Here is a 20,084-nt window from a genome sequence, read left to right as displayed (position 1 = left end):
GTGTCAGCGCGCCTTAGCCCAGGGGCGCTAGGCCGTTTTGTTAGCCGCGCCTCATTTTTCCCCTCTCACCGGAGAACAATATGTCACATCAAACCGAAATCAAACCGGCGGAACAACTGGACCCGTCCCTGCGCACCCGCTGCGAAGTATGGACCCGCGTGATGGGCTACTTCCGCCCGGTATCCGCCTTCAATACCGGCAAGCAGGGCGAATTTGCCGAACGTGTGCATTTTGATGAACAGCATCTGCATCACTGAGGCGGCTGCACCGGCCGGCGCGGGCTGCCTGCCGCTGGCCGGCATCGAGCCATTTTCCAGTTGCGACTGGCCGGGGCGGCTGGTGGCCACGGTGTTTGTGGCCGGCTGCCCCTGGCGTTGCGGCTATTGTCACAATGCCACGCTGCAGGCACGCAGCGCCGGGGTGCTGGATTGGCCCGCGGCCCGCGCGGTCTTGGCGCAACGCGTGGGCTTTCTGGACGGGGTGGTATTCTCCGGCGGCGAAGCCACGCTGGCCCCGCAACTGGCCGACTGGATGCAGGACGCCCGCCAACTGGGCCTGGCCATCGGCCTGCATACGGCGGGCATCTACCCGCAGCGACTGGCGGCACTCAAGGGCCTGGTGGACTGGATCGGCCTCGACATCAAGGCCGCGCCCGGCGGGGTGGATGCCGTCACCGGCGTGCCCGGCAGCGAGGCGCGCATGTGGCAGGCGCTGGATATCGCGCTGGACATGGTAGCGGACGGCGGTGCCGCGCTGGAATGCCGCACCACGCTGGACCCACGCCTGATGACGGCAGACAGCCTGCATCAGCTGGCGGCAAGCCTGCAGGCCAAGGGCGTCACCCACGCCGCCTTGCAACAGGGGCGGGATGCCAAAGGCCAGCCATTGTTCGACGCCGCACAATGGCCGGGACAGGCGGTACTGGACGACTGGCAGCGGCGCTTTTGCCAGTTTGGCTGGCGTCACGCCTAGTTTTCACGCACTACCGTCTGCGCACTCGCGCCATACTTCAAGCCGGGCAGCTTTGACCCTGCCTCTGTCGCAGCAACTGCCGCGACAGACGGCTGTGCAAGCGCTGATGGCAGGCGGCGGCCAGCCCCAGCAACTCGCCATTATCGGCAGAGATGCCCGGCGGCGTGGCAATCTGCTGCGCCAGCGCCTGCAAGGGCGTAGCCGAACTGTTCAGCCCCAGCAAACGGCCATGCGCATGACGCAAGGGGTGATCCGGTGTGTAATCCAGCGTCAGCAACCAGTGCGAATGCTGCCAGCGCGCGCCCTGCGCCAATACCGTTTGCAACACCGCATGACTCACCTGCACCCCGGCCTCCGCCGCCAGCGCCAGCGCTTGCTCCCAACGCGGCGCGGCAGGCGGTAACTGCGCCAGTGCCGGCAGCAGCTCCCTGTTCAACCAGTCACGCAACTGCCGCGCCAGCGGCTTGCCACTGCGACGCAAGGCGCGCAGCAGTGCCGTGGCGGGCCAGTATTCCTTGATGTCTTCAGTTTCTGCGGTGTTTTCGCGGGTCGGGTCTGCCGCCAGTAATTGCTGCATGCGGCTTCCCAGCCGACGGCCAATGACCGCCAGCACATCGCCGCTGTGCAGCCACCATTGGCCGTGGTGGTGCCGAATATGCAGCGGCTTGCCGTGGTAGTAACAGCAAAGGGGAGGCGGGTGTTGGGGGGGGGTGCGTTGTCATGAAGCGGGTTCCTTCGAGTACGTTGAAAGTCACCCCTGTTGAGAGGGTGGCCAGGTACTTCAACACCGCTCGAAGACGGCCTGCAGATTTTCCCGGTTGCCCGAGTATTGTATGACTGCACGCTACCCGGCCATAAGCTGCGCATTGTCCACAAAAACGGACAATGACAAAACCGATGGACGTAAAAATGCCGTCAAGCTTTCGGGTACGGCAACCGCTTCGAGATGGTGTGTTGAGCACCAGCGGCACACTCTAGCGATGGGCGGGTAGGGCGGAAACTGCTCGAAAGGGAGGGCCAGCACAGCGTTGCTGGCCGCGATGTCTGCGCCATTGCCTGATGGGTGGTGGCAAGTTTCCAGATACGTTTGCTCAAAACATTGTCGCGGGATGCGACAACTATCGCCGCATGCCTTGCTGCTGGCTTTTTGCTGGTGGGCCTCCTGCAAAATCAAGCAATTATCTAATTTAAAGCATGGATGGCAGTATTTGCCGCAAAAATGCCAAATGATTAAAGCGTGAATAAAATCAAAGACATTATTATTTTTATAAGAAAATTATTGTAATACTTTTCAAATAAATTGAGCTGGCTAGACACCTTGGTTTCATGTGGCTACTATAAATTGTGCATATCAATATTTTAATTGCACAAAAATTTCATTTGGCAACGTATTGCCTTCATTTTCTGCTTCACTAATTAGTAAGTTGCGAATAAGTAACCTAAAATCAAGCGCCGATTGAAATAATTTGTATCGGTGTAGGTAAAATTAAACATTAAAGGCGAGGAATTTTATGTTTAGTCAGTTCTCTGTAAGGCAAAAACTGCTGGGGGGCTTCACCCTGATGATTGTGCTGTTGTCCATCCTGCTGGGTGTGGCCGTTGTGAACATGCAAACCATCAATAGCAAAATTATTGACATGACACAGGATCGCTATCCCAAGATAGCCCTTGTACACAGTGTGACGGCCAAATCGCTCGATATGGCCCGAGAAATACGTAATGCGATCATTTTCAGTACCGAAGATACCGAAGGGTATATATCGAAAGTGATAAGCCTGGACAAGTCTCAGGACGATGATATGGGCAAGGTGGAGTCTCTCCTTTCTACGGCGAAAGGTAAGGAACTCTTTGAAAAATTGAAAGAGCAGAACAAGGCGCTGAGTGCGGCTCTGGAACAAACCTACCCCCTGATTCGTGCTCACAAAACTGTTGAAGCAGCGGAAATGGTTAAGCAGAAAGTTGCGCCAGCTAACAATACCTTCATGGCAAGCCTGAAAGATTTTTCCTCGTTGCAAGAAGAGGAAATGCAGAAGTCTATTCAGGATGCTTCCCGTGCGTACCAAAGTGCTAGGGTCAACATGCTGACCGTAGGCGGAATTGCGCTATTACTCGCTATTGGTAGCGCTCTCTTCATTGCCAGACTCATTACGGTGCCGCTGCAGAAGTCTGCCCAATTAGTAGAAAAAATTCGCCAGGGTGATCTGACTGGACATGATGAAACATATCCTCCCGCACGCGATGAAGCGATAAAGATCGCTAGTGGTCTACAGGAAATGCGTACTGGCTTGCGTCAGATTGTTCAAGCAATCCAGTTGAATGCGCACAATGTTTCCGACTCCGCCAGAGAACTATCCAGCATGGCCGAGCAAGTGGCCGGCGGAGCGCAACATCAGGCCGAGGCCACCTCAGAAGCGGCTGCAACTATCGAACAGCTCACGGTCAGCATCAACCACGTGGCCGATAATTCAGACGAGGCCAAGCGTCAGTCTTTGCAAACGGGTAGCTTGGCGCGAGATGGTGGCCAGGAAGTGATCGATTCTGTTGCCCGGATCAAGGATGTCAGCCAAGCCGTTAGTGGTACCTCCACGCAGATGAATATTCTTAGTAGCGAAGTACAAAAAATTGACAGTATTGTCACCGTGATTCGTGATGTTGCCGATCAAACCAACCTGCTTGCCCTTAATGCAGCTATCGAAGCCGCCCGTGCCGGGGAAATGGGGCGGGGATTTGCAGTGGTAGCAGATGAGGTACGTAAACTTGCCGAACGTACCACCTCATCAGCACAGGAAATTACCCAGATGATCAACTCCATTCAGGTAGGTGTCACGCGGGTAGTAGGTAGCATGAATTCTAGCTTGAGCAGCGTAGAAGCCGTGACTAGCAGTACAGAGCTAGCCTCACAAACGATAGAACGTATTGGTGCGAGTACGCATGAAATCGAGAGCACCATTGCCAATATCACCGATGCGCTAGGTGAACAGCGGATTGCCAGTCAAAGCTTGGCACAAAACATGGAGCGTGTATCTCAGATGGCTGAAGAGAATAGCGCCACGGTGGAAGAGCTTGCGACGACTTCTGCTCAGCTCAGCGCGCTCTCCCACGACTTGCAAGGTATTACAGCGCGTTTTCAGCTATAGAATGCCAGTGCTTGGATTAATGTAAGCGCAGAGGCTGACTATCACTAGTTAGCCTGCTTTCTGGCGCTGCGCTGGAGTAAAAGTAAGCCTTACCACACATGACTGTTCAGGCTTGACAGCCAGTGTGTCCAAAACGATTGATCATGATCACTGTTTAAATAGTTCTGCCTACCCGCTGTCTTTGCTTACTGAGTGGGTACGAAAATACACGCCGTGTTATACAAACAACAACTGAACCGTGTTCATTGTTTTCAAGCGTCTTAAAAGTGAGCCCCTGACTGCATTTTTTGTACTGCCCATGCCCGCATAATGCGGGCATGTCTACTTTTACCTCCTGTATCACACAGCGATGTCATGAAGAGTGCTTAGGGCGTGAGCGCCTGCTGCGTTTCACCGCGCGTAGGGTGGATGCCCCGAAGGGGCGATCCACCGCGAAACGCTCTCGAATAAATCCATTTCCCCCATTGAAAAACCACCGTGCCGACGCGCCCACTGGGCCCCGTCAAGCATGCCGACGGGCGGGCCGGGGCGAGGTAAGTAATCGCCTGCAATGTCTGAGCGATTTGACCTTAGCTAATCGCGAGTTCAGGCGCGCCTCGCACCGGGCGGGGCCTGTCGGGCAGCCGCAGGCCATGCTTGCTGGGTGGCCTTGGAGGTGAAAGAGGGCTTGGCCAGGCAAGCCCTCCTTCCCGTCCGCCACGCGGAAGCGGCACTTAAATCATCATCCGCGTGAGCGGATTTTCATCACGGCTTTCTCTTTTAAAATCAAAGGTAAATGCAACTTCGCGGGTCTCGCCCCGCCGTCGAGGTACTTTACTTTTGTTTCGCCAAAAAGAAAGTACCCAAAGCAGAGGCGACCCGCCGTGCAGGTAGCACGCCAGATGAAGGTCAAGATTATTCTATGCCATTGTGCTAGTATGACTGCTTTCGGCCAAGAGCGGTCATTGCCGAGATATGGGACCGAGGCCTCAAGATCGGCCTCAGCCGTCTATCGCACACCAGATAGAAGAAGGCTGCTGTCATGTTGAAAGCAGCCTAAAACATCTCTATTAAAGCGGGGGCGATCCATATCATTCTTGGTTATACACAGACAAACCAAATATACACCTGCAAAGGTGTATATTTCACGTTGGGCCTCATAACGATATGCGCTGCTTCGGAATAACAAAGGCTAAACAACGCTGCAAGAACACCGGGAAGTTTCCGTATTGCTCGAAACATTGGTGGCAACCGCTTAGCGGGCTAGTTCTCGTTGTTTCGGTCATCGGCTTTTGGGCGGGATTTTTTCAGGATCTCATTAAGCCGTTGAAGGAGTGGTCCGAAAGAGTTGCTGAATTCAAGAAGCCGTTAGCCGTCGAGATTAAGAGCAATCGGCGCACGGTTCCAGAGTGGTTGCAGGACCCAGACCCTACCAAGGGGGAGCCAGACATAGTCACAATCCTATCGGACCGGCGTCCAATGAAGACGCTTGAGATATTCCACTCTGCCAAGGACCAGCGATTTCGGGACTATCCGCCGACAGCGCCACTGACCGATTTTCGCATCCCTACTTCTGCCGAATATGAGGTCGTCGATCTTGATGGTGACGACATTCCGGAAGTCGTTGTTACGTTTTCCAACCAGATATATTCACTGCACTACGACAAACTCGTAAGCGTATTGATCTTGAATCCTCGCGGAGAACTGCTTACCAAGACGCCGTATCCAACAAAGATCGAAGGCCTTGAAGTTGTCTCGCTAACCCCCTACAGCGCGTTCCAAACAACGGGGGTAATGTATGACGCCATTAGCAATACGTCGGAGACGATCACCTTCGCCAATGGATTTCACGTTGCTGATCGCAACGGACAGCGTGTCCTCCAATTTTCGTGGGTAATCGACAACGCCGGTTACGTTGGGCCTCATCTGCATCAGGTGCAAGAAATGGTTATGCGAGATGGCCGGCTAGAACCTCTTTCCGAGAAGCCCGCTCTGTATATTTCGGAAGATTGGAACGAACCATGGTCGGGGCAGACACAGGTCAATATTGAGGCTGCGAAGCTATTCTTGAAAGAACACAATCTGCCGCCGTTCTCGGAAATGAGGAAGGAAGCCGAGAAGTCTTTCTTCGGGACGCCAATAAGGCCCGACCCTGCGGTGCAGGAGACGCTGCGCAATAAAGCCGTGCAGCGCCCCTGACCTTGAACGTTGGGCATCACCATTACGAGTACTGAGATCACAGGAGTTCTTATGAGCAAGCTTTCCAAAACCAAAGTTCAAGTATTGGATCAATTCGAGGCAAGGACTGATGAATGGTCCTTCGGCGCTTTTGAAAAGGCGCTCGAACAGGCAATGGGTGCCAGATACGGAAATTATCAAACGGCAAAATCGACGATTGCGGAAGCTGATCATGATGGTCGGTGGCCTAATACGGTAAAGAGATACGTATTGTCCAACTACCGAGCTTTCGGAAATTCTCCGGCAGAACTTGTAAGCATTGCCAACCGTATCCTTGCCGGTCTGACTGAGGAAGAGAAGTCATATTGGAAGCCCGCCGCCAACAAGTGATGCCCAACCCATCATTTTTTAGTTCCTCGTAATGGATACCGAAGAGCTTCCGCTCCTTGATGCACTGCGCGGCTTGGCCATGCTCCAGCAGGAATTTCTTCGTCTCGCGCTTTTCGTCGCGTCGGAGGGCCCAGCAAGCTTCGAAGGGGAAAAGCTAACTTGTACGCTTGGTGACGGACAACGGCGCACAAGCACGTTTCTGGCTATGGCCGCAGGTCAGTCATTTGAAACGTTGCTGCATGTGGCGAAGCTTCGCGGCATCCCGGTTCGAGATGCGTATCCGGTCGCTAGATCGGCAATCGAATCCTTCGTAAACGCTAGCTATCTCTTGGCCGAATCGGACAATGTTGCCGCACGAGCCATCCGGTACATCGACTTTGCTGCTTGGCGTCACCACAATCGGAAATTTGGGAGCGGTGAGTTCTCGATTGAAGTTCGCTCAGACCCTGATCCCCAGGCCACGCTCACGCAGAAGTATCCCGAGTTCAGTGGTAAGGGTAACGGCTCGTGGACTAACCTCGATGTGCCTAGCCGAATAAGGAGAGTAGGCGAATTAGCGGGACGGCGATCTGGGTCACGCCTACTTGCAGCTTATGGTCTGATCTACTCTCTTTCATCCGAGATCATTCACGGCTCTCCCTTCGGTGCAAGCTACTTCTACTCCGCGCATTTGAAGGGCGAAAGAACTACTAAGGCATTTCAAGCCGCGACCGTGCGTCATCTGGAAGAGATATTCATCGGAGTGCTGCACGCTGGTTGCGGCTTCCTTGCTACGTTCTTTGGGCAACAGAACATGCAAGCACCATTGAACGCAGAGGAAAAGATATTTGCGCGGCTCCTAGAGTTGAGTACAAAGCCGTCGTCTTCATTTCCGCCTGCCATGCCGCAGGCAGCCGACACAGAGAGCGAAGAATGAAATGCTTCCCAACCCATCATTCCACTGGACCTGCGCGAAATGCCGCGCAGTCGGATGAATTCAAACGTTAGTGCCTACTTTTTCATGAGGGCATAGACTGCTTTGGGTCGTAAGCAGAAATCAATTTGGTAGCATCCGGAATCGTCTTATCTGCTTGATTCCCCACCGCACCAACGCGCCCACTGGGCCCCGTCAAGCATGCCGACGGGTGGCCGGGGCGAGGTAAGTAATCGCCTGCAATGTCTGAGCGATTTGACGTTAGCAAATCGCGAGTTCAGGCGCGCCTCGCCTCGGTCGGGTCCTGTCGGGCCGCCGCAGGCCATACTTGCCGGGGTGGCCTTGGCGGTGAAGGAGGGCTTGGCCAGGCAAGCCCTCTTTCCCGTCCGCCGCGCGGAAGTGGCATGTAAATATCAATATCAGCTGGCTTAAGCCATGAAAGCGCGAATGTCATTTGAACTACGCATTGCGGGTGAAGCCGATGCGCAAGAAATTGCCACTCTTGTCAACCGAGCCTACCGTCCCTCGCCGCAAGAGGCGGGCTGGACTCACGAGGCGAATCTGATTGCTGGCGCAAGAACGACTGCTGAGCAAGTTCTTTCGCTACTTCACGAACAGTCCACGATTCTGCTGTTGTGCCTCGGGCCTAAGATTGTCGCTTGTGTACATGTGCAAGGAGACCGGTCTGGCGCTTACATCGGCATGCTGGCGACTGATCCCGCCATGCAGGCCCAAGGTCTTGGCAAGCAAATGCTGCGTCATGCTGAGGCATACGCCACCGAACATTTATTCGATAGCGATTGCGGATTTAATATGATGCGATTGTGAAGACAATTCAGGTTAATCTAGATTTTACTCCACCCAGAACCTCTATGGATTTGGTATTGTCGGGTCGGTATAGTGTTAATAACAGATCGCTGATTAGAAAGAAGTAGCCATGAAAACCACCATTAAAGCCAAAGCCATCCTGATCGCAGTAGCCATGTTTACTGTGCTCTCAGCCAATGCGGCGGATGTCATGCCCCCCGTTCTGACACCCGGTTCCACATATGAGTTTCAGCGAGTAGATGGTTTTACAGGGATAGAGAAACAGCACTGGACACTGACTTTCAAGGGCATGAAAAATGGCAAGTACGCTTACGACGGCATCAACAATGAAGGGAACTACAAGTTCTTCCAGAACAAAGACCTGAACAGCTTTGCTGTAAACAAAAAAACCGGTGATATCACCGAGTATCAAATCTTTAAGTGGCCACTCACGGTTGGCGAAGAACATGTATACCAAGATCGTATTGGTCCGGTAACTGTTTCTGTCCAAGCTACTGAAAAGGTGGAAACCAAGGCCGGTGTTTTTGATACATACCGAATCAAGAGGAATGGCTCATGGTATAGTGATGAAACCAACCGGCGCGGGCCATGGCAAGAGGTGTGTTGGTATGCACCTTCAATTGGTTCATTCGTGAAAATTGAATCCTCGTATGCCGATCTGCTCGGTAGACGTTATAATTGGGTAAAGACGGAATTGATCAAGTACACCACGCCAGATACTCAGCCCTTCCCTGCAAATTAAGTACCCGCCACACACAGAAAGGCACTATCCACGGATGGTGCCTTTTTTTATTGGCGTCGACGGATAGAAATATTCGGAGTTGGACATTTGCTGGAGTCTAATACCATACAAGGCATCGCTACTCAATATGTCGGTTCTGTCTTCACGGCCAGAACTCCTGGCGTTCTACCAGCGGCGTGGTTATGTACTTACCGGGGAGGTAGCGGAGTATCCCTTGTCGGCTGGTGTCGGTCTGCCAATTGTTGAAGGCATTCATGTGCTGTCGCTTGCCAAGATACCTGAGTCATCATCCAACGGCCCTGTGTGACAAGCCACGCAGGCTGGTGAAGCCAGACCTTTCTGAATATCTGCTTTTCAAGACTGACCGTCACTGTCCAGGGCCGAAACCCGGCTGCGGCTTAATTCACGCTACGCGGACGCAAGCGGTTTGCCGCGCTTGGCATACACGCTCTTCCGGCACGGGTGGTGAGGGGAGCATGCTGCGCTTTGGTGGCGGCCTTGTTACTGGCTGGTGCCGTGCGGTGGCTGTCCTTGCTGGATGTGTGCTTGCAGGCCGTTGATCAGCGCATCGAAGGTGACTTTGCAGCGTGGTGTGCTGCGTAAGTCTTCGTGCATCACAATCCAGGTAGCCAGGCTGAGTGCAAACTGCTGCGGTAGCAGCCGCACCAGCGCTGCATCGCGCCGGGCGAGTGCAATCTGGCACACGCCGATGCCGCATGCGGCACGGATCAGCGCCAGTTGGGCGATATCGTTGTCGGTTCTCAGCGAGAAACCGCCCGGTGTCGGTATCGGCAGTGCTTTTGCTGCGGCGCGCAGGAAGGGTGTTTCCTTGTCGAAGCCGATCAGGGTGTGCGTGGCCAATTCGTCCAGCGTTGCCGGTGTGCCGCAGCGCTCCAGGTAGTCTTGATGCGCATGCAAGCCCAGCATGACATCACCGATGTGTCGTGCAATCAGCGCATCCTGCTGCGGCTTGGTCATGCGCACGGCAATGTCGGCCTCGCGCTGCAGCAGATCCTGCACCCGGTTGGTCAATACCAGTTCTACCTTCAGTTGCGGATGTTGCTGCTGCAAGCGCGCGATGATGGGCGGCAAAACTTCAACACCAATTACCTCGCTGGCTGAAATGCGTACCGTGCCTTGCACGCCGCTGCCGTGGCTTTCGGCTGCCCGTTGCAGGGCTGCAGCAGCGCTGTGCATGGATTCGGCGTGGCTGCGCAGTTCCAAGGCTGCCGCAGTGGGGATCAGGCCCGACTGCGAACGCGTAAACAGGGCAAATCCCAGCGCTTTTTCCAGTGCGGCGATATGACGGCCTGCGGTGGGTTGCGTGATGCCCAGCGCACGCGCGGCACCGGATAAGGAGCCTTCCTGCAGCACGCTGAGGAATGAGCGATAGAGTTCCCAGCCAATAGCGTTATCCATACAAAAATGCATACCTGATGGGTGGTGTTGGTCAATTTATTTTGTATGAAACACCCGCCAGAATCCAGTCATCGCAACGCAGCACACGGGAGCTGGATGATGAAGACAGGCAAGGTGGTCTTGGTACTGGGCGCCGCAGGCGGCATCGGCGGTGAAATTGCCCGCCAGTTACTGGCCGCCGGGTGGCAGGTGCGGGCATTCACGCGCGGACAGCGCCAAGCGCAGCCGCCACAAGACGGCATGTTGTGGCTGCAAGGTGATGCCATGTGCCGGGACGATGTCATGCATGCGGCGCAGGGGTGTGATGTGATTGTGCATGCGGTGAATCCGCCGGGTTATCGCCGCTGGTCGGAGCTGGTTTTGCCGATGATAGACAACACCATCGCGGCCGCCATTGCCCAGGGTGCCACCATCGTGTTGCCCGGTACGGTTTACAACTATGGGCCAGACGCGTTTCCGCTGATTGGGGAAGATGCGCCGCAACGTCCGCTCACCCGCAAGGGTGCCATCCGTGTCGAACTGGAAGGCCGGCTGCAGGCCGCCAGTTGTCGTGGGGCGCGTGTCATTGTGGTCCGGGCTGGCGATTTTTTTGGCCCGCACGCGGGCAACAACTGGTTTGCCCAAGGCTTGCTCAAGCCCGGCCAGCCGGTTACGACGCTTGCCCTGCCTGGTGATCGCGGAGTGGGGCATCAATGGTCATACCTGCCGGATGTTGCGCGGACCATGACTGCGTTGCTGGCCAGGCGGCATGAGCTTGACCCGTTTGCCACCTTTCATATGGCGGGGCATTGGGATGCCGATGGCCGCCAGATGGCAGCGGCAATTTGCCGTGTTATTGCCGCCCGCGGTGGCATGCCGCCGCGGGTGCGCCGGTTTCCCTGGTGGCTGATCTATCTGGCGGCTCCTTTTGTACTCACCCTGCGGGAGATGTTGGAGATGCGCTATTTGTGGCGTCAGCCGGTGCGCATGGACAATGCCCGCTTGATGGCGCTGCTGGGCAGCGAGCCACATACGCCCCTGGACGAAGCGGTGGAAGCCACGCTGGCGAGTATGGAGGCCAGCTTTAGCGTGCCGCGTGGTGTGTAGTGCCGCTGCAGGCTTGTACAAGCCAGGGCTTGTGTTGGTCTGCCAGGGGCCTGCATCTTGCCGCAAGCGCAGCCCTGTGCGGCTTGTAAAGCAGAAATGCCGTATCGAGCATGCTGGACGGCCGATGCCTGCCATGCAGCCTTGGTGCCGCCTGCTGGCGGATGAGAAATCCCATGGACTTATACCGTTTGGCGCACCGTATTTCCCACCGTAGCGACGCCCAGCACCGTCACAAACATCGTCCGCATGAGCGGATGACCGCTTCCACGCACCCCGGCAGCCCCATCGGCTGGCCGGGTTTTTTCATGTCTGCATAAAGCCCACAAACAAAGTACGGACTTCCGCACCCGCCGTACGGGGCAAAGTACGGCCTGACGTCAGTAGGGTTTTTTGCTCAAATAAAACTCCATAAAAATCAATGATTTAAAAATTTTTTACCGGGCAAAAAGGCTGGCACGCCAGTTGCAATAAGAAGGGCAGCTGAGAAGCTTTCTACTCACCCATTCGATACAAACTGGAGATTGCCATGACTGTAAAGAACACTTCCGTCAAGAATGACAAACTGAGCGCCAAGGGCGTGGCCGGTGGCATGCCGCTGCTGCATGAACCGAAGCTGAACAAGGGTACGGCTTACACCGTGGAAGAGCGTCGCCAGATGGGTCTGGAAGGCCTGCTGCCGCATGCGGTGGAAAACCTGGACCGTCAGGTGGAACGCGTGCTGGCTCACCTGGACGAAAAAGCCGACGATCTGGAACGCTACATCTACCTGATCGGCCTGGAAGACCGTAATGAAACGGTGTTCTACAAGACCATCATGTCCGACCCGAAACGCTTCATCCCGGTGTTGTACGACCCGACCGTGGCTGATGCCTGCGAAACCTTCGGCAACAACTACCGCCGCGCCCGTGGCATGTACATCACCCGCTACATGAAGGGCCGCATGGCCGAAGTGCTGCGCAACTGGCCGGAAAAAGACGTGCGCTTCATCTGCGTATCCACCGGTGGCCGTATTCTGGGCCTGGGCGACATCGGCGCCAACGGCATGGGTATTCCGATTGGCAAGCTGCAACTGTACACCGCTTGCGCTGCCGTACCGCCGGCCGGCCTGCTGCCGGTGCTGTTCGACATTGGCACCACCAATGAAACCCTGCGCGCCGACCCCTTCTACATGGGCACCCGCGAAGCACCGGTTTCCGAAGCCGAGCTGGACGAACTGACCGAAGAATTCATCCAGGCCGTACAGGAAGTGTTCCCCAACTGCTGCGTGCATTTTGAAGACTGGAAGGGCACCGACGCCATCCGCATGCTGGATCGCTACAAAGACAAGATCCTCTGCTACAACGATGACATTCAAGGTACTGCCAGCGTGGCGCTGGCTGGTATTGCAGCCGGCATGAACATTACCGGCGGCAAGCTGACCGATCAGCGCGTGATGTTCCTGGGTGCGGGTTCTGCCGGTCTTGGCATTGCCAAGCTGTTCTGCGCCGAACTGCAAACCCTGGGCCTGAGCGAAGCCGACGCCCGTAAACAGGTAGCCCTGTTCGACATCAACGGCCTGATCGAGCATTCCCGTACTGATCTGTCCGAAACCCAGAAGCTGTATGCCCGTCCGGCCAAGCCGTGCAAGGACTTCCTGCAAGCCATCCGTGACTTCAAGCCGACCGTGCTGGTGGGCGTGAGCACCAAGGCCCGTGCCTTCACCCGCGAGGTGATCGAGCTGATGAGCGAGCTGAACGAACAGCCCATCATCTTTGCGCTGTCCAACCCCACCCACAAGGCCGAGTGTACTGCTGAGGAAGCCTACACCTGGTCCAAGGGCAAGGCACTGTTTGCTGCTGGCGTGCAGTTCCCCGACTTTGACTACGAAGGCAAGACCTTCCGTCCGGGCCAGGCCAACAACTTCTACATCTACCCGGCCATCGGTCTGGCTACCTACTGCTGCCGCCCGACCCGCCTGAACGACGAATGCTTCATCGTGGCTGCCCATGCCACCGCCGATCAGGTAACGCTGACCCAGCGCGCCAAGAGCATGCTGTTCCCCAGCCAGGACCAGATTCTGGAAACCGAAGTGACCACGGCCGCACGCATTGCCGAGTACATGTTCGATTCCGGTCTGGCCCAGGTGGAGCGTCCGCGTGATATCCGTGCCTGGATCGAGAGCCAGCTCTACAAGCCGCAATATTAAGAAGGGCACGCACCGCTCGGTCGGGCGGTGCATGAATAGCTGACGGGTGCCACCCGCGCCCGATGGCCACCGCCGACACGGCTTGCCGGCTGGCGGTGGCTGACAATACAAAGGTGTCTATCATGGACTACATCATTCATACCCTGCAGAAGTATCCGGAGATTGCGATCTATCTGACCATCGCTGTCGGCTTCTGGGTGGGCAATCTCAGTCTGGGCAAATTCAATCTGGGGGTGGTGACTTCCACCTTGCTGGCCGGTTTGCTGATTGGCCAGGTGCATCTGGTGATTCCGCCGGTGCTGCAATCCACTTTCTTTGCCATGTTCCTGTTTGCCGTCGGCTATGCGGTGGGCCCGCAGTTCATCCGCGCGCTCAAGAGTGACGGTATTTCGCAGGTGTTCTTCACCATTCTGGTGTGTGCGTCCGGTCTGGTAACGGCCATCCTGCTGGGCAAGATGCTGCATTACGACGCCGCGCTGACTGCCGGCCTGCTGTCCGGTGGCTATACCAACTCCACCGTGCTGGGCGTGGCAACCGACTTGCTCAACCAGGTCAACCAGATGCCTGGCGGCGTGAAAGTGGCCATGGCGCTGATGCCGGTTGCCTATGCCGTGACTTACCCGTTTGGTACTGCCGGTTCTGCCTGGTTCCTGGCGACGTTTGCCCCGAAAGTGCTGGGTTTCAATCTGGCCGAAGAGTGCAAGAGCTATGAAAAGGAAAACGGCAACGGCCACACCGTGGGCAGCACCGCTTACCGCGAGTTTTCCGCCCGCGCCTTCCTGCTGAGCAATGTCGACCTGTTTGACAAGACGGTTTCCGAAGTGGAAGCCATGTTCAACCACGAAATCTTTGTCCGCCGCGTGCGTCAGGCCGTGGGTGCCAAGATTGTCGATTGCGAAGGCACTACCCGCATCCAGCGCAACGATGTGGTGGCCATTTCCGGCACCCTGACCGCGCTGCTGAAATACCAGAACCATTTTGGCAAGGAAGTGAAAGACGTTCCGCTGCTGGACTTCTCCACCGAACTGCTCGACCTGGTGGTGACCAGTCGCAAATACGCAGGCAAAACCCTGGGCGACATCACTACCGCGCTGTTTGGCAAGCCGGGCCGTGGTCTGTTCCTCACCCGCTTTAGCCGTGGCGAGCTGGACATGCCGATGGGGCATGATGTGGTGGTGCAGCGTGGTGACGTGCTGACCATTCTGGGTGCCAAGCAGGACGTGGTGGCCGTGGCCAAGGAACTGGGCTATGCCGACCGTCCGCTGGAAAACTCCGACATGGCCTTCATGGGCTTCGGCATCGTGGTGGGCAGCATTCTGGGTGCCATCACCGTGCATGTGGCCGGTATTCCGCTGAGCTTTGGTACTTCGGTGGGTTCCATCGTGGCCGGTATCGTGTGCGGTTACCTGCGTGCCACCATGCGTACCTTCGGCAAGATTCCTGGCCCGGCGCTGTGGGTGTTCAATAATGTCGGCCTGAACGGCTTTATTGCGGTGATTGGCCTGAATGCCGCGCCTGGCTTTATTTCCGGCCTGCAACAATACGGCCTGACCCTGCTGTTTGCCGGTGCCGTGGTTACTCTGGTGCCGCTGATTGTCGGCCTGCTGCTGGGACGCTTCGTGTTCAAGTTCCACCCTGGCATCCTGCTGGGCGCATGTGCCGGTGCCCGTTCCACCACGGCCGCGCTGGGCGCATTGCAGGACGCAGCGCAAAGCAAAGTGCCTGCCGTGGGCTATACCGTAGGCTATGCGGTATCCCGGCTGGTGATGGCGGTGTTCACCATTGTGCTGGTCAACGTGTTCTAGCCGTCTTGTTCTTTATCCTTTCGGTCGTCGTGGCCCTGCCATGACCTTGCCACGCGGGTATGCCCCGCGTGGTTTTTTTGCTTTGCATGTTGCGGCGCAAAAAGTGGCGCTGTGCTGTGGGATAATGTCCATATGCCAGCCACCATCTGCCAGCCGCCACCGGGCGACGACGTGAATCCAGCCAAACGGGCCAGGCCCGGAGTGCGTATGAAACGAAGCGGTTTTTATCTTTATTTGCTGATCTCCATGGCGCTGTCCTTGCTGTCGGCCTGGGTGGTGTACACCGTCAGTTGGCAACAGCAGTTGCAGCAGCGCCAGCAGGAGTCGGTGCGCCGTGTGGCGCGCAATGCCGGTTTTTTGCAGCACGAGGTGGACAAGTTCGGCCTGTTGCCGCTGGCGGCATCCTATAACGACACCCTGCGCGAAGCACTGGCCATGCCGGATGACTCCCGGCAACTGGCGCGCGCCAACCAGTACCTGGTGCGGCTGAATCAGGGCGCCGGGTCCTTGCAGGCTTATCTGGTGGACAAGGCGGGCAAGGTGATTGCCTCCAGCAACTGGCAGCAAAAAGACAGCTTTGTCGGCCGCAATATTGCCTACCGGCCTTACTTTCAGCAGGCCGCGGCCAACCGCATCACCACTTATTACGCCATTGGCACCACCGGCAATGCCACCGGCTTTTATCTGGCCACCGGCATTTACCAGGGGCAGGAGCGGGTGGGCGTGGTGGCCATCAAGATAGGGCTGGAGCAACTGGAGCACATGTGGGGCAATATCGTGGAGCCGCTGCTGGTGTCCGATTCCAATGGCGTGGTGGTGTTGTCATCGGTGCCGGACTGGAAGTATCACGCCACGGTGCCGCTAAGCTATGAGGCCAGGCTGGCGCTGGAAAAAGCCCAGCAGTACAACAAGCAGGTGATCAAGCCGCCCATCTGGCTGCGCAAAAGCGTGCTCAACAGCCAGGCCATGCTGGTGCAGATGGGGCAGGGCCGCAGTCGGCACGAATACCTGGCCATCAGCCAGACCATCCCGGTGAGCGGCATGACGCTGACCATGCTGAATGACACCCACGAACTGCACAGCCTGGCCATGACCCGCGCGCTGGCCGTGGCGGTGGCGGTGGGCTTTGCCTGCCTGTTGCTGCATTCGGTACGGCTGTGGCGCATGAACCTGAAGGCAGAGGCCAAGGCACGGCGCAATCTGCAACTGGCGCACGACCACCTGGAAGAACAAGTCGAGCAACGCAGCAGCGAGCTTAAACAGGCCAATGCCAGCCTGAAAAAAGAGATTGAAGAGCGCATCCAGGCGGCGCGCCAGGTGGAAAACTTCCAGAACGAGCTGATCCGCACCGAAAATCTGGCGGTCATCGGCCAGCTATCCACCGGCATCGCCCATGAAATCAACCAGCCGCTGGCGGCGCTGTCCGCCTTGTCGGCCAATACCGTGCGCTTTCTGGAAATCAACGACCTCACCACCGCGCGGGCCAATCTGGAACGTATCACCGACATCGTGGTGCGGCTGGGCGCGCTGACCGAACAGCTGAAATCCTTTGCCCGCCGGCCAGATGGCGAGCGCGAATCGGTGGCGGTGACGCAGGCGGTGGAAAACGCCTTGTTCCTGCTGAACCACCGCCTGAAAAAGACGCACATCCAGCTACAACTGCCGCCGTCACCCGCCGACATCGTGGTGCTGTGCGAGGCGGTGCGGCTGGAACAGGTGCTGGTAAACCTCATCAGCAATGCCATTGATGCGCTGGCCGGTGTGGAGCATCCGCAGATCAGCATGGACTGGTCGCGTCAGGGCGATATCGTGCGCATCAGCGTGCGCGACAATGGCAGCGGCCTGTCCGAAGAAGTGAAGGCCCGTATTTTCGAACCCTTCTTCACCACCAAGAAAACCAGCGGACTGGGCCTGGGGCTGGCCCTGTCCTCGGACATCATCAAGTCCTACGGCGGCATCTTGTCCGCCGACAACCACCCGGATGGCGGGGCGGTATTCACCATCACGCTCAGACAGAACAAGCAGGAGTAAAGCATGAGCAATCTACAAGTACTGGTGATCGAGGACGATCAGGACGTGCAACTGGGCTATGTGCAGGCACTGGGGCTGGACGGCATCCAGGCCCAGGGCTTCGATTCGGTAGAAAAAGCCCGCCGCAGCATAGGCCGTGACTTTGCCGGCATCATCGTCAGTGACATCCGCCTGCCCGGCATGGACGGCCTGGCCTTCATGCAGGAGCTGCTGGCCGACGATCCCGACCTGCCGGTCATCCTGATTACCGGCCACGGCGACATTGCCATGGCGGTGCAAGCCATGCGCGACGGCGCTTACGACTTCATCCAGAAACCCTTCCTGCCGCAAGTGCTGGTGTCGGTGGTGCAGCGCGCGCTGGAAAAACGCCGCCTGGCACTGGAAGTGCGCCAGCTACGCAAGCAACTGGCCGCCTATGGCGGGCTGGAAAGCCGGCTGATTGGCAACTCCAACGTGATGGCCGAGCTGCGCCGCCTGGTGCAGGGCGTGGCCGCCACGCCCACCGATGTGCTGATCAACGGCGAAACCGGTGCCGGCAAGGAGTTGCTGGCACGCTGCCTGCACGACCTGTCCGGCCGCACCGGCCCCTTTGTGGCGCTCAACTGCGGCGGCCTGCCGGAAACCCTGTTCGACAGCGAAATGTTCGGCCACGAAGCCGGGGCCTTCTCCGGTGCCAGCAAGCAACGCATCGGCAAGATCGAATACGCCCAGCACGGCACGCTGTTCCTGGACGAAATCGAAAGCATGAGCATGCCGATGCAGATCAAGCTGCTGCGCGTGCTGCAAGAGCGGGTGATTGAGCGGCTGGGTTCCAACCGGCTGATTCCAGTGGATTTTCGCGTGATTGCCGCCACCAAGGCCGACCTGTCCAAGCTGGCCGAAGAAGACAAATTCCGCGCCGACCTGTACTTCCGCCTGAACGTGGTGACGCTGGACCTGCCGCCGCTGCGCGCCCGGCGCGAGGACATTCCGCTGCTGTTTGATTACTTTGTCACCCAGTCCGCGCTGCGCATGAGCCGCCCGGCACCGGCCATCACCCCGGAAGTGGTGCGCGACCTGATGGCCTACCACTGGCCGGGCAATGTGCGCGAGCTGCGCAATCAGGCCGACCGCTTTGTGCTGGACCTGAAAATGCTGCCCGGCAGCGCCATGGCCGATACCCAGCTCACCTTGCACGCGGCGGTGGAATCGTTTGAAAAGGGCATGATTGCCGAAGAGCTGCGCAAGCAGGGCGGCAATGTTTCCAAAACCGCCGAAGTGCTGAAAATCGCCAAGACCACGCTGTTCGACAAGATCCGCAAATACGATCTGGAAGAAAAGTAAGCCCATGGCGCAGGAGCCGGCAGCAGGGCAGGGATGCCGTGGCCGGCTTTGTCAGGCAGGCATTTTGCCAGATGCCAGCACGCTGCCAGCGCGCAGCGTGCCAACTGGATAGCCGCGCAGGCGGCAGAGGATGAGTGATGGAATTACGCCAATTGCGCTATTTTGTCAGCGTGGTGGCGCAGGGCAGCATGGGGCGGGCCGCGCTGGAGCTGGGCGTGGGTACCTCGGCGCTAAGCCAGCAGATCAGCCGGCTGGAGGGCGAGCTGGCCACCCGGCTGTTGCAGCGCACCTCCAGCGGCGTGGTACCCACCGATGCCGGCCTCGCGTTCTGGCGGCAGGCGCAACTGGCCATCCGCCATGCCGACGACGCCATGCGCGCCGCCCAACTGGCACGGCTGTCCGGCCATGTCAGCGTGGGCATGGCCCCCAGCACCACCGGCGTGCTGGGCCTGCCCTTCATGGCGGCCATGCGCCAGCGTTACCCGGACATCCGCTTGCATCTGGTGGAAAACCTGTCCGGCAATCTGGCCACCATGCTGGGCGCGCGCCAGTTGGATCTGGCGGTGTTGTTTCAGGCCGAGCGCACCCGGCGCTGGAGCGTGCTGCCCTTGCTGGATGAGCGCCTGTTCCTGATCTGCCGCCGCGACCTGCCTGCAGCACCCACGCAAGACCACATCAGCCTGGCCGAGCTGGGCGATATGCCGCTGATTCTGCCCAGCGGCCCGCATGGTTTGCGTGCCTTGCTCAATACCGCCAGCGCCCATGCTGCCCATGCACTGAACATCTGCGCCGAAATCGACGGCCTGCCGCTGTTGATGGACGCGGTGTGCGCCGGTTACGGCGCCACCATCCAGCCCGGTGCCGCCGTTGCCCGCCTGCCGGCGGAACAGTTGCGCCTGATTGACATCGTGGATGACAACATCAGCCGCCCCAATCTGCTGGTGAGCCTGTCCGATGACGAGCTGTCCCCGGCCGGGCTGGCCACCCGCGTGGTGCTGCAGCAGGTGGCCAGCGAACTGGCCCGCAGCGGCCAGTGGCCGGGAGCCACTGTTTACAATCGCTAAACACCTGTTGCCCGATCCGGTCTGGCGGCCGG

16 protein-coding genes are annotated in these 20,084 nt (G+C 57.7%); 14 read left to right on the top strand and 2 right to left on the bottom strand.

The window, feature by feature from the left end; genetic code table 11:
• Positions 1–80: 80 nt before the first annotated feature.
• Together nrdD and DLM_RS09840 are read left to right on the top strand one after the other, a co-directional pair.
• Positions 81–257: an anaerobic ribonucleoside-triphosphate reductase gene (gene nrdD, locus DLM_RS09845; RefSeq protein ID WP_119313223.1), complete on the top strand. Its 177-nt coding sequence runs from the start codon at positions 81–83 to the stop codon at positions 255–257.
• Positions 235–972, top strand: a complete 738-nt coding sequence (locus DLM_RS09840) for an anaerobic ribonucleoside-triphosphate reductase activating protein (protein WP_089083240.1) — start codon at positions 235–237, stop codon at positions 970–972. Before nrdD ends, DLM_RS09840 begins: the two co-directional genes overlap by 23 nt.
• Positions 973–1,009: 37 nt before the next feature.
• On the opposite strand, the gene DLM_RS09835 is transcribed toward DLM_RS09840, so the two are convergent.
• Entirely contained in the window at positions 1,010–1,549 is a 540-nt protein-coding gene (locus DLM_RS09835) for a hypothetical protein (RefSeq protein ID WP_145985823.1), read from the bottom strand.
• 934 nt (positions 1,550–2,483) lie between these two features.
• Here DLM_RS09835 and DLM_RS09830 point away from each other — a divergent pair.
• The 6 genes from DLM_RS09830 to DLM_RS09805 all read left to right on the top strand — a co-directional run bounded on the left by DLM_RS09830 (position 2,484) and on the right by DLM_RS09805 (position 9,139).
• Positions 2,484–4,109: a methyl-accepting chemotaxis protein gene (locus tag DLM_RS09830; RefSeq protein WP_089083242.1), complete on the top strand. Its 1,626-nt coding sequence runs from the start codon at positions 2,484–2,486 to the stop codon at positions 4,107–4,109.
• A 1,458-nt stretch (positions 4,110–5,567) separates the two neighbouring features.
• Entirely contained in the window at positions 5,568–6,287 is a 720-nt protein-coding gene (locus DLM_RS09825; protein ID WP_145985822.1) for a hypothetical protein, read from the top strand.
• A 51-nt stretch (positions 6,288–6,338) separates the two neighbouring features.
• Positions 6,339–6,656 (top strand): hypothetical protein, encoded by a 318-nt coding sequence (locus DLM_RS09820; protein WP_089083244.1) that lies wholly within the window; start codon positions 6,339–6,341, stop codon positions 6,654–6,656.
• Between the two features lie 31 nt (positions 6,657–6,687).
• Positions 6,688–7,572: a DUF5677 domain-containing protein gene (locus tag DLM_RS09815; RefSeq protein WP_089083245.1), complete on the top strand. Its 885-nt coding sequence runs from the start codon at positions 6,688–6,690 to the stop codon at positions 7,570–7,572.
• Between the two features lie 444 nt (positions 7,573–8,016).
• Complete coding sequence (locus DLM_RS09810; protein ID WP_167467082.1) at positions 8,017–8,397, top strand: GNAT family N-acetyltransferase; 381 nt, start codon at positions 8,017–8,019, stop codon at positions 8,395–8,397.
• A gap of 109 nt (positions 8,398–8,506) precedes the next feature.
• Positions 8,507–9,139, top strand: coding sequence for a hypothetical protein (locus tag DLM_RS09805; RefSeq protein ID WP_089083247.1), 633 nt, complete (start codon positions 8,507–8,509; stop codon positions 9,137–9,139).
• Between the two features lie 501 nt (positions 9,140–9,640).
• Here the strand turns inward: DLM_RS09805 and DLM_RS09800 are convergent.
• Positions 9,641–10,558 (bottom strand): LysR family transcriptional regulator, encoded by a 918-nt coding sequence (locus DLM_RS09800; RefSeq protein ID WP_089083248.1) that lies wholly within the window; start codon positions 10,556–10,558, stop codon positions 9,641–9,643.
• A 96-nt stretch (positions 10,559–10,654) separates the two neighbouring features.
• Between DLM_RS09800 and DLM_RS09795 the strand changes: the two genes are divergently transcribed.
• The 6 genes from DLM_RS09795 (at position 10,655) to DLM_RS09770 (ending at position 20,052) form a co-directional block, all read left to right on the top strand.
• On the top strand, positions 10,655–11,644 hold the full coding sequence (locus DLM_RS09795) for an NAD-dependent epimerase/dehydratase family protein (protein WP_231960142.1): 990 nt from the start codon (positions 10,655–10,657) through the stop codon (positions 11,642–11,644).
• Positions 11,645–12,170: 526 nt separating this feature from the next.
• Positions 12,171–13,829, top strand: coding sequence for an NAD-dependent malic enzyme (locus DLM_RS09790; protein WP_089083250.1), 1,659 nt, complete (start codon positions 12,171–12,173; stop codon positions 13,827–13,829).
• 122 nt (positions 13,830–13,951) lie between these two features.
• A complete protein-coding gene (gene aspT / locus DLM_RS09785; protein ID WP_089083526.1) occupies positions 13,952–15,634 on the top strand; it encodes an aspartate-alanine antiporter in 1,683 nt (560 codons plus the stop codon).
• A 207-nt stretch (positions 15,635–15,841) separates the two neighbouring features.
• Positions 15,842–17,665, top strand: coding sequence for an ATP-binding protein (locus DLM_RS09780; RefSeq protein ID WP_167467081.1), 1,824 nt, complete (start codon positions 15,842–15,844; stop codon positions 17,663–17,665).
• Positions 17,666–17,668: 3 nt separating this feature from the next.
• On the top strand, positions 17,669–18,988 hold the full coding sequence (locus DLM_RS09775; protein ID WP_089083252.1) for a sigma-54-dependent transcriptional regulator: 1,320 nt from the start codon (positions 17,669–17,671) through the stop codon (positions 18,986–18,988).
• A 137-nt stretch (positions 18,989–19,125) separates the two neighbouring features.
• On the top strand, positions 19,126–20,052 hold the full coding sequence (locus DLM_RS09770) for a LysR substrate-binding domain-containing protein (RefSeq protein ID WP_089083253.1): 927 nt from the start codon (positions 19,126–19,128) through the stop codon (positions 20,050–20,052).
• Positions 20,053–20,084: the final 32 nt, after the last annotated feature.

Origin of the sequence: Aquitalea magnusonii (genome assembly GCF_002217795.2) — a bacterium.
Classification (GTDB): Bacteria; Pseudomonadota; Gammaproteobacteria; order Burkholderiales; family Chromobacteriaceae; genus Aquitalea; species Aquitalea magnusonii_B.
This window is presented reverse-complemented; position numbering and strand designations above follow the sequence as displayed.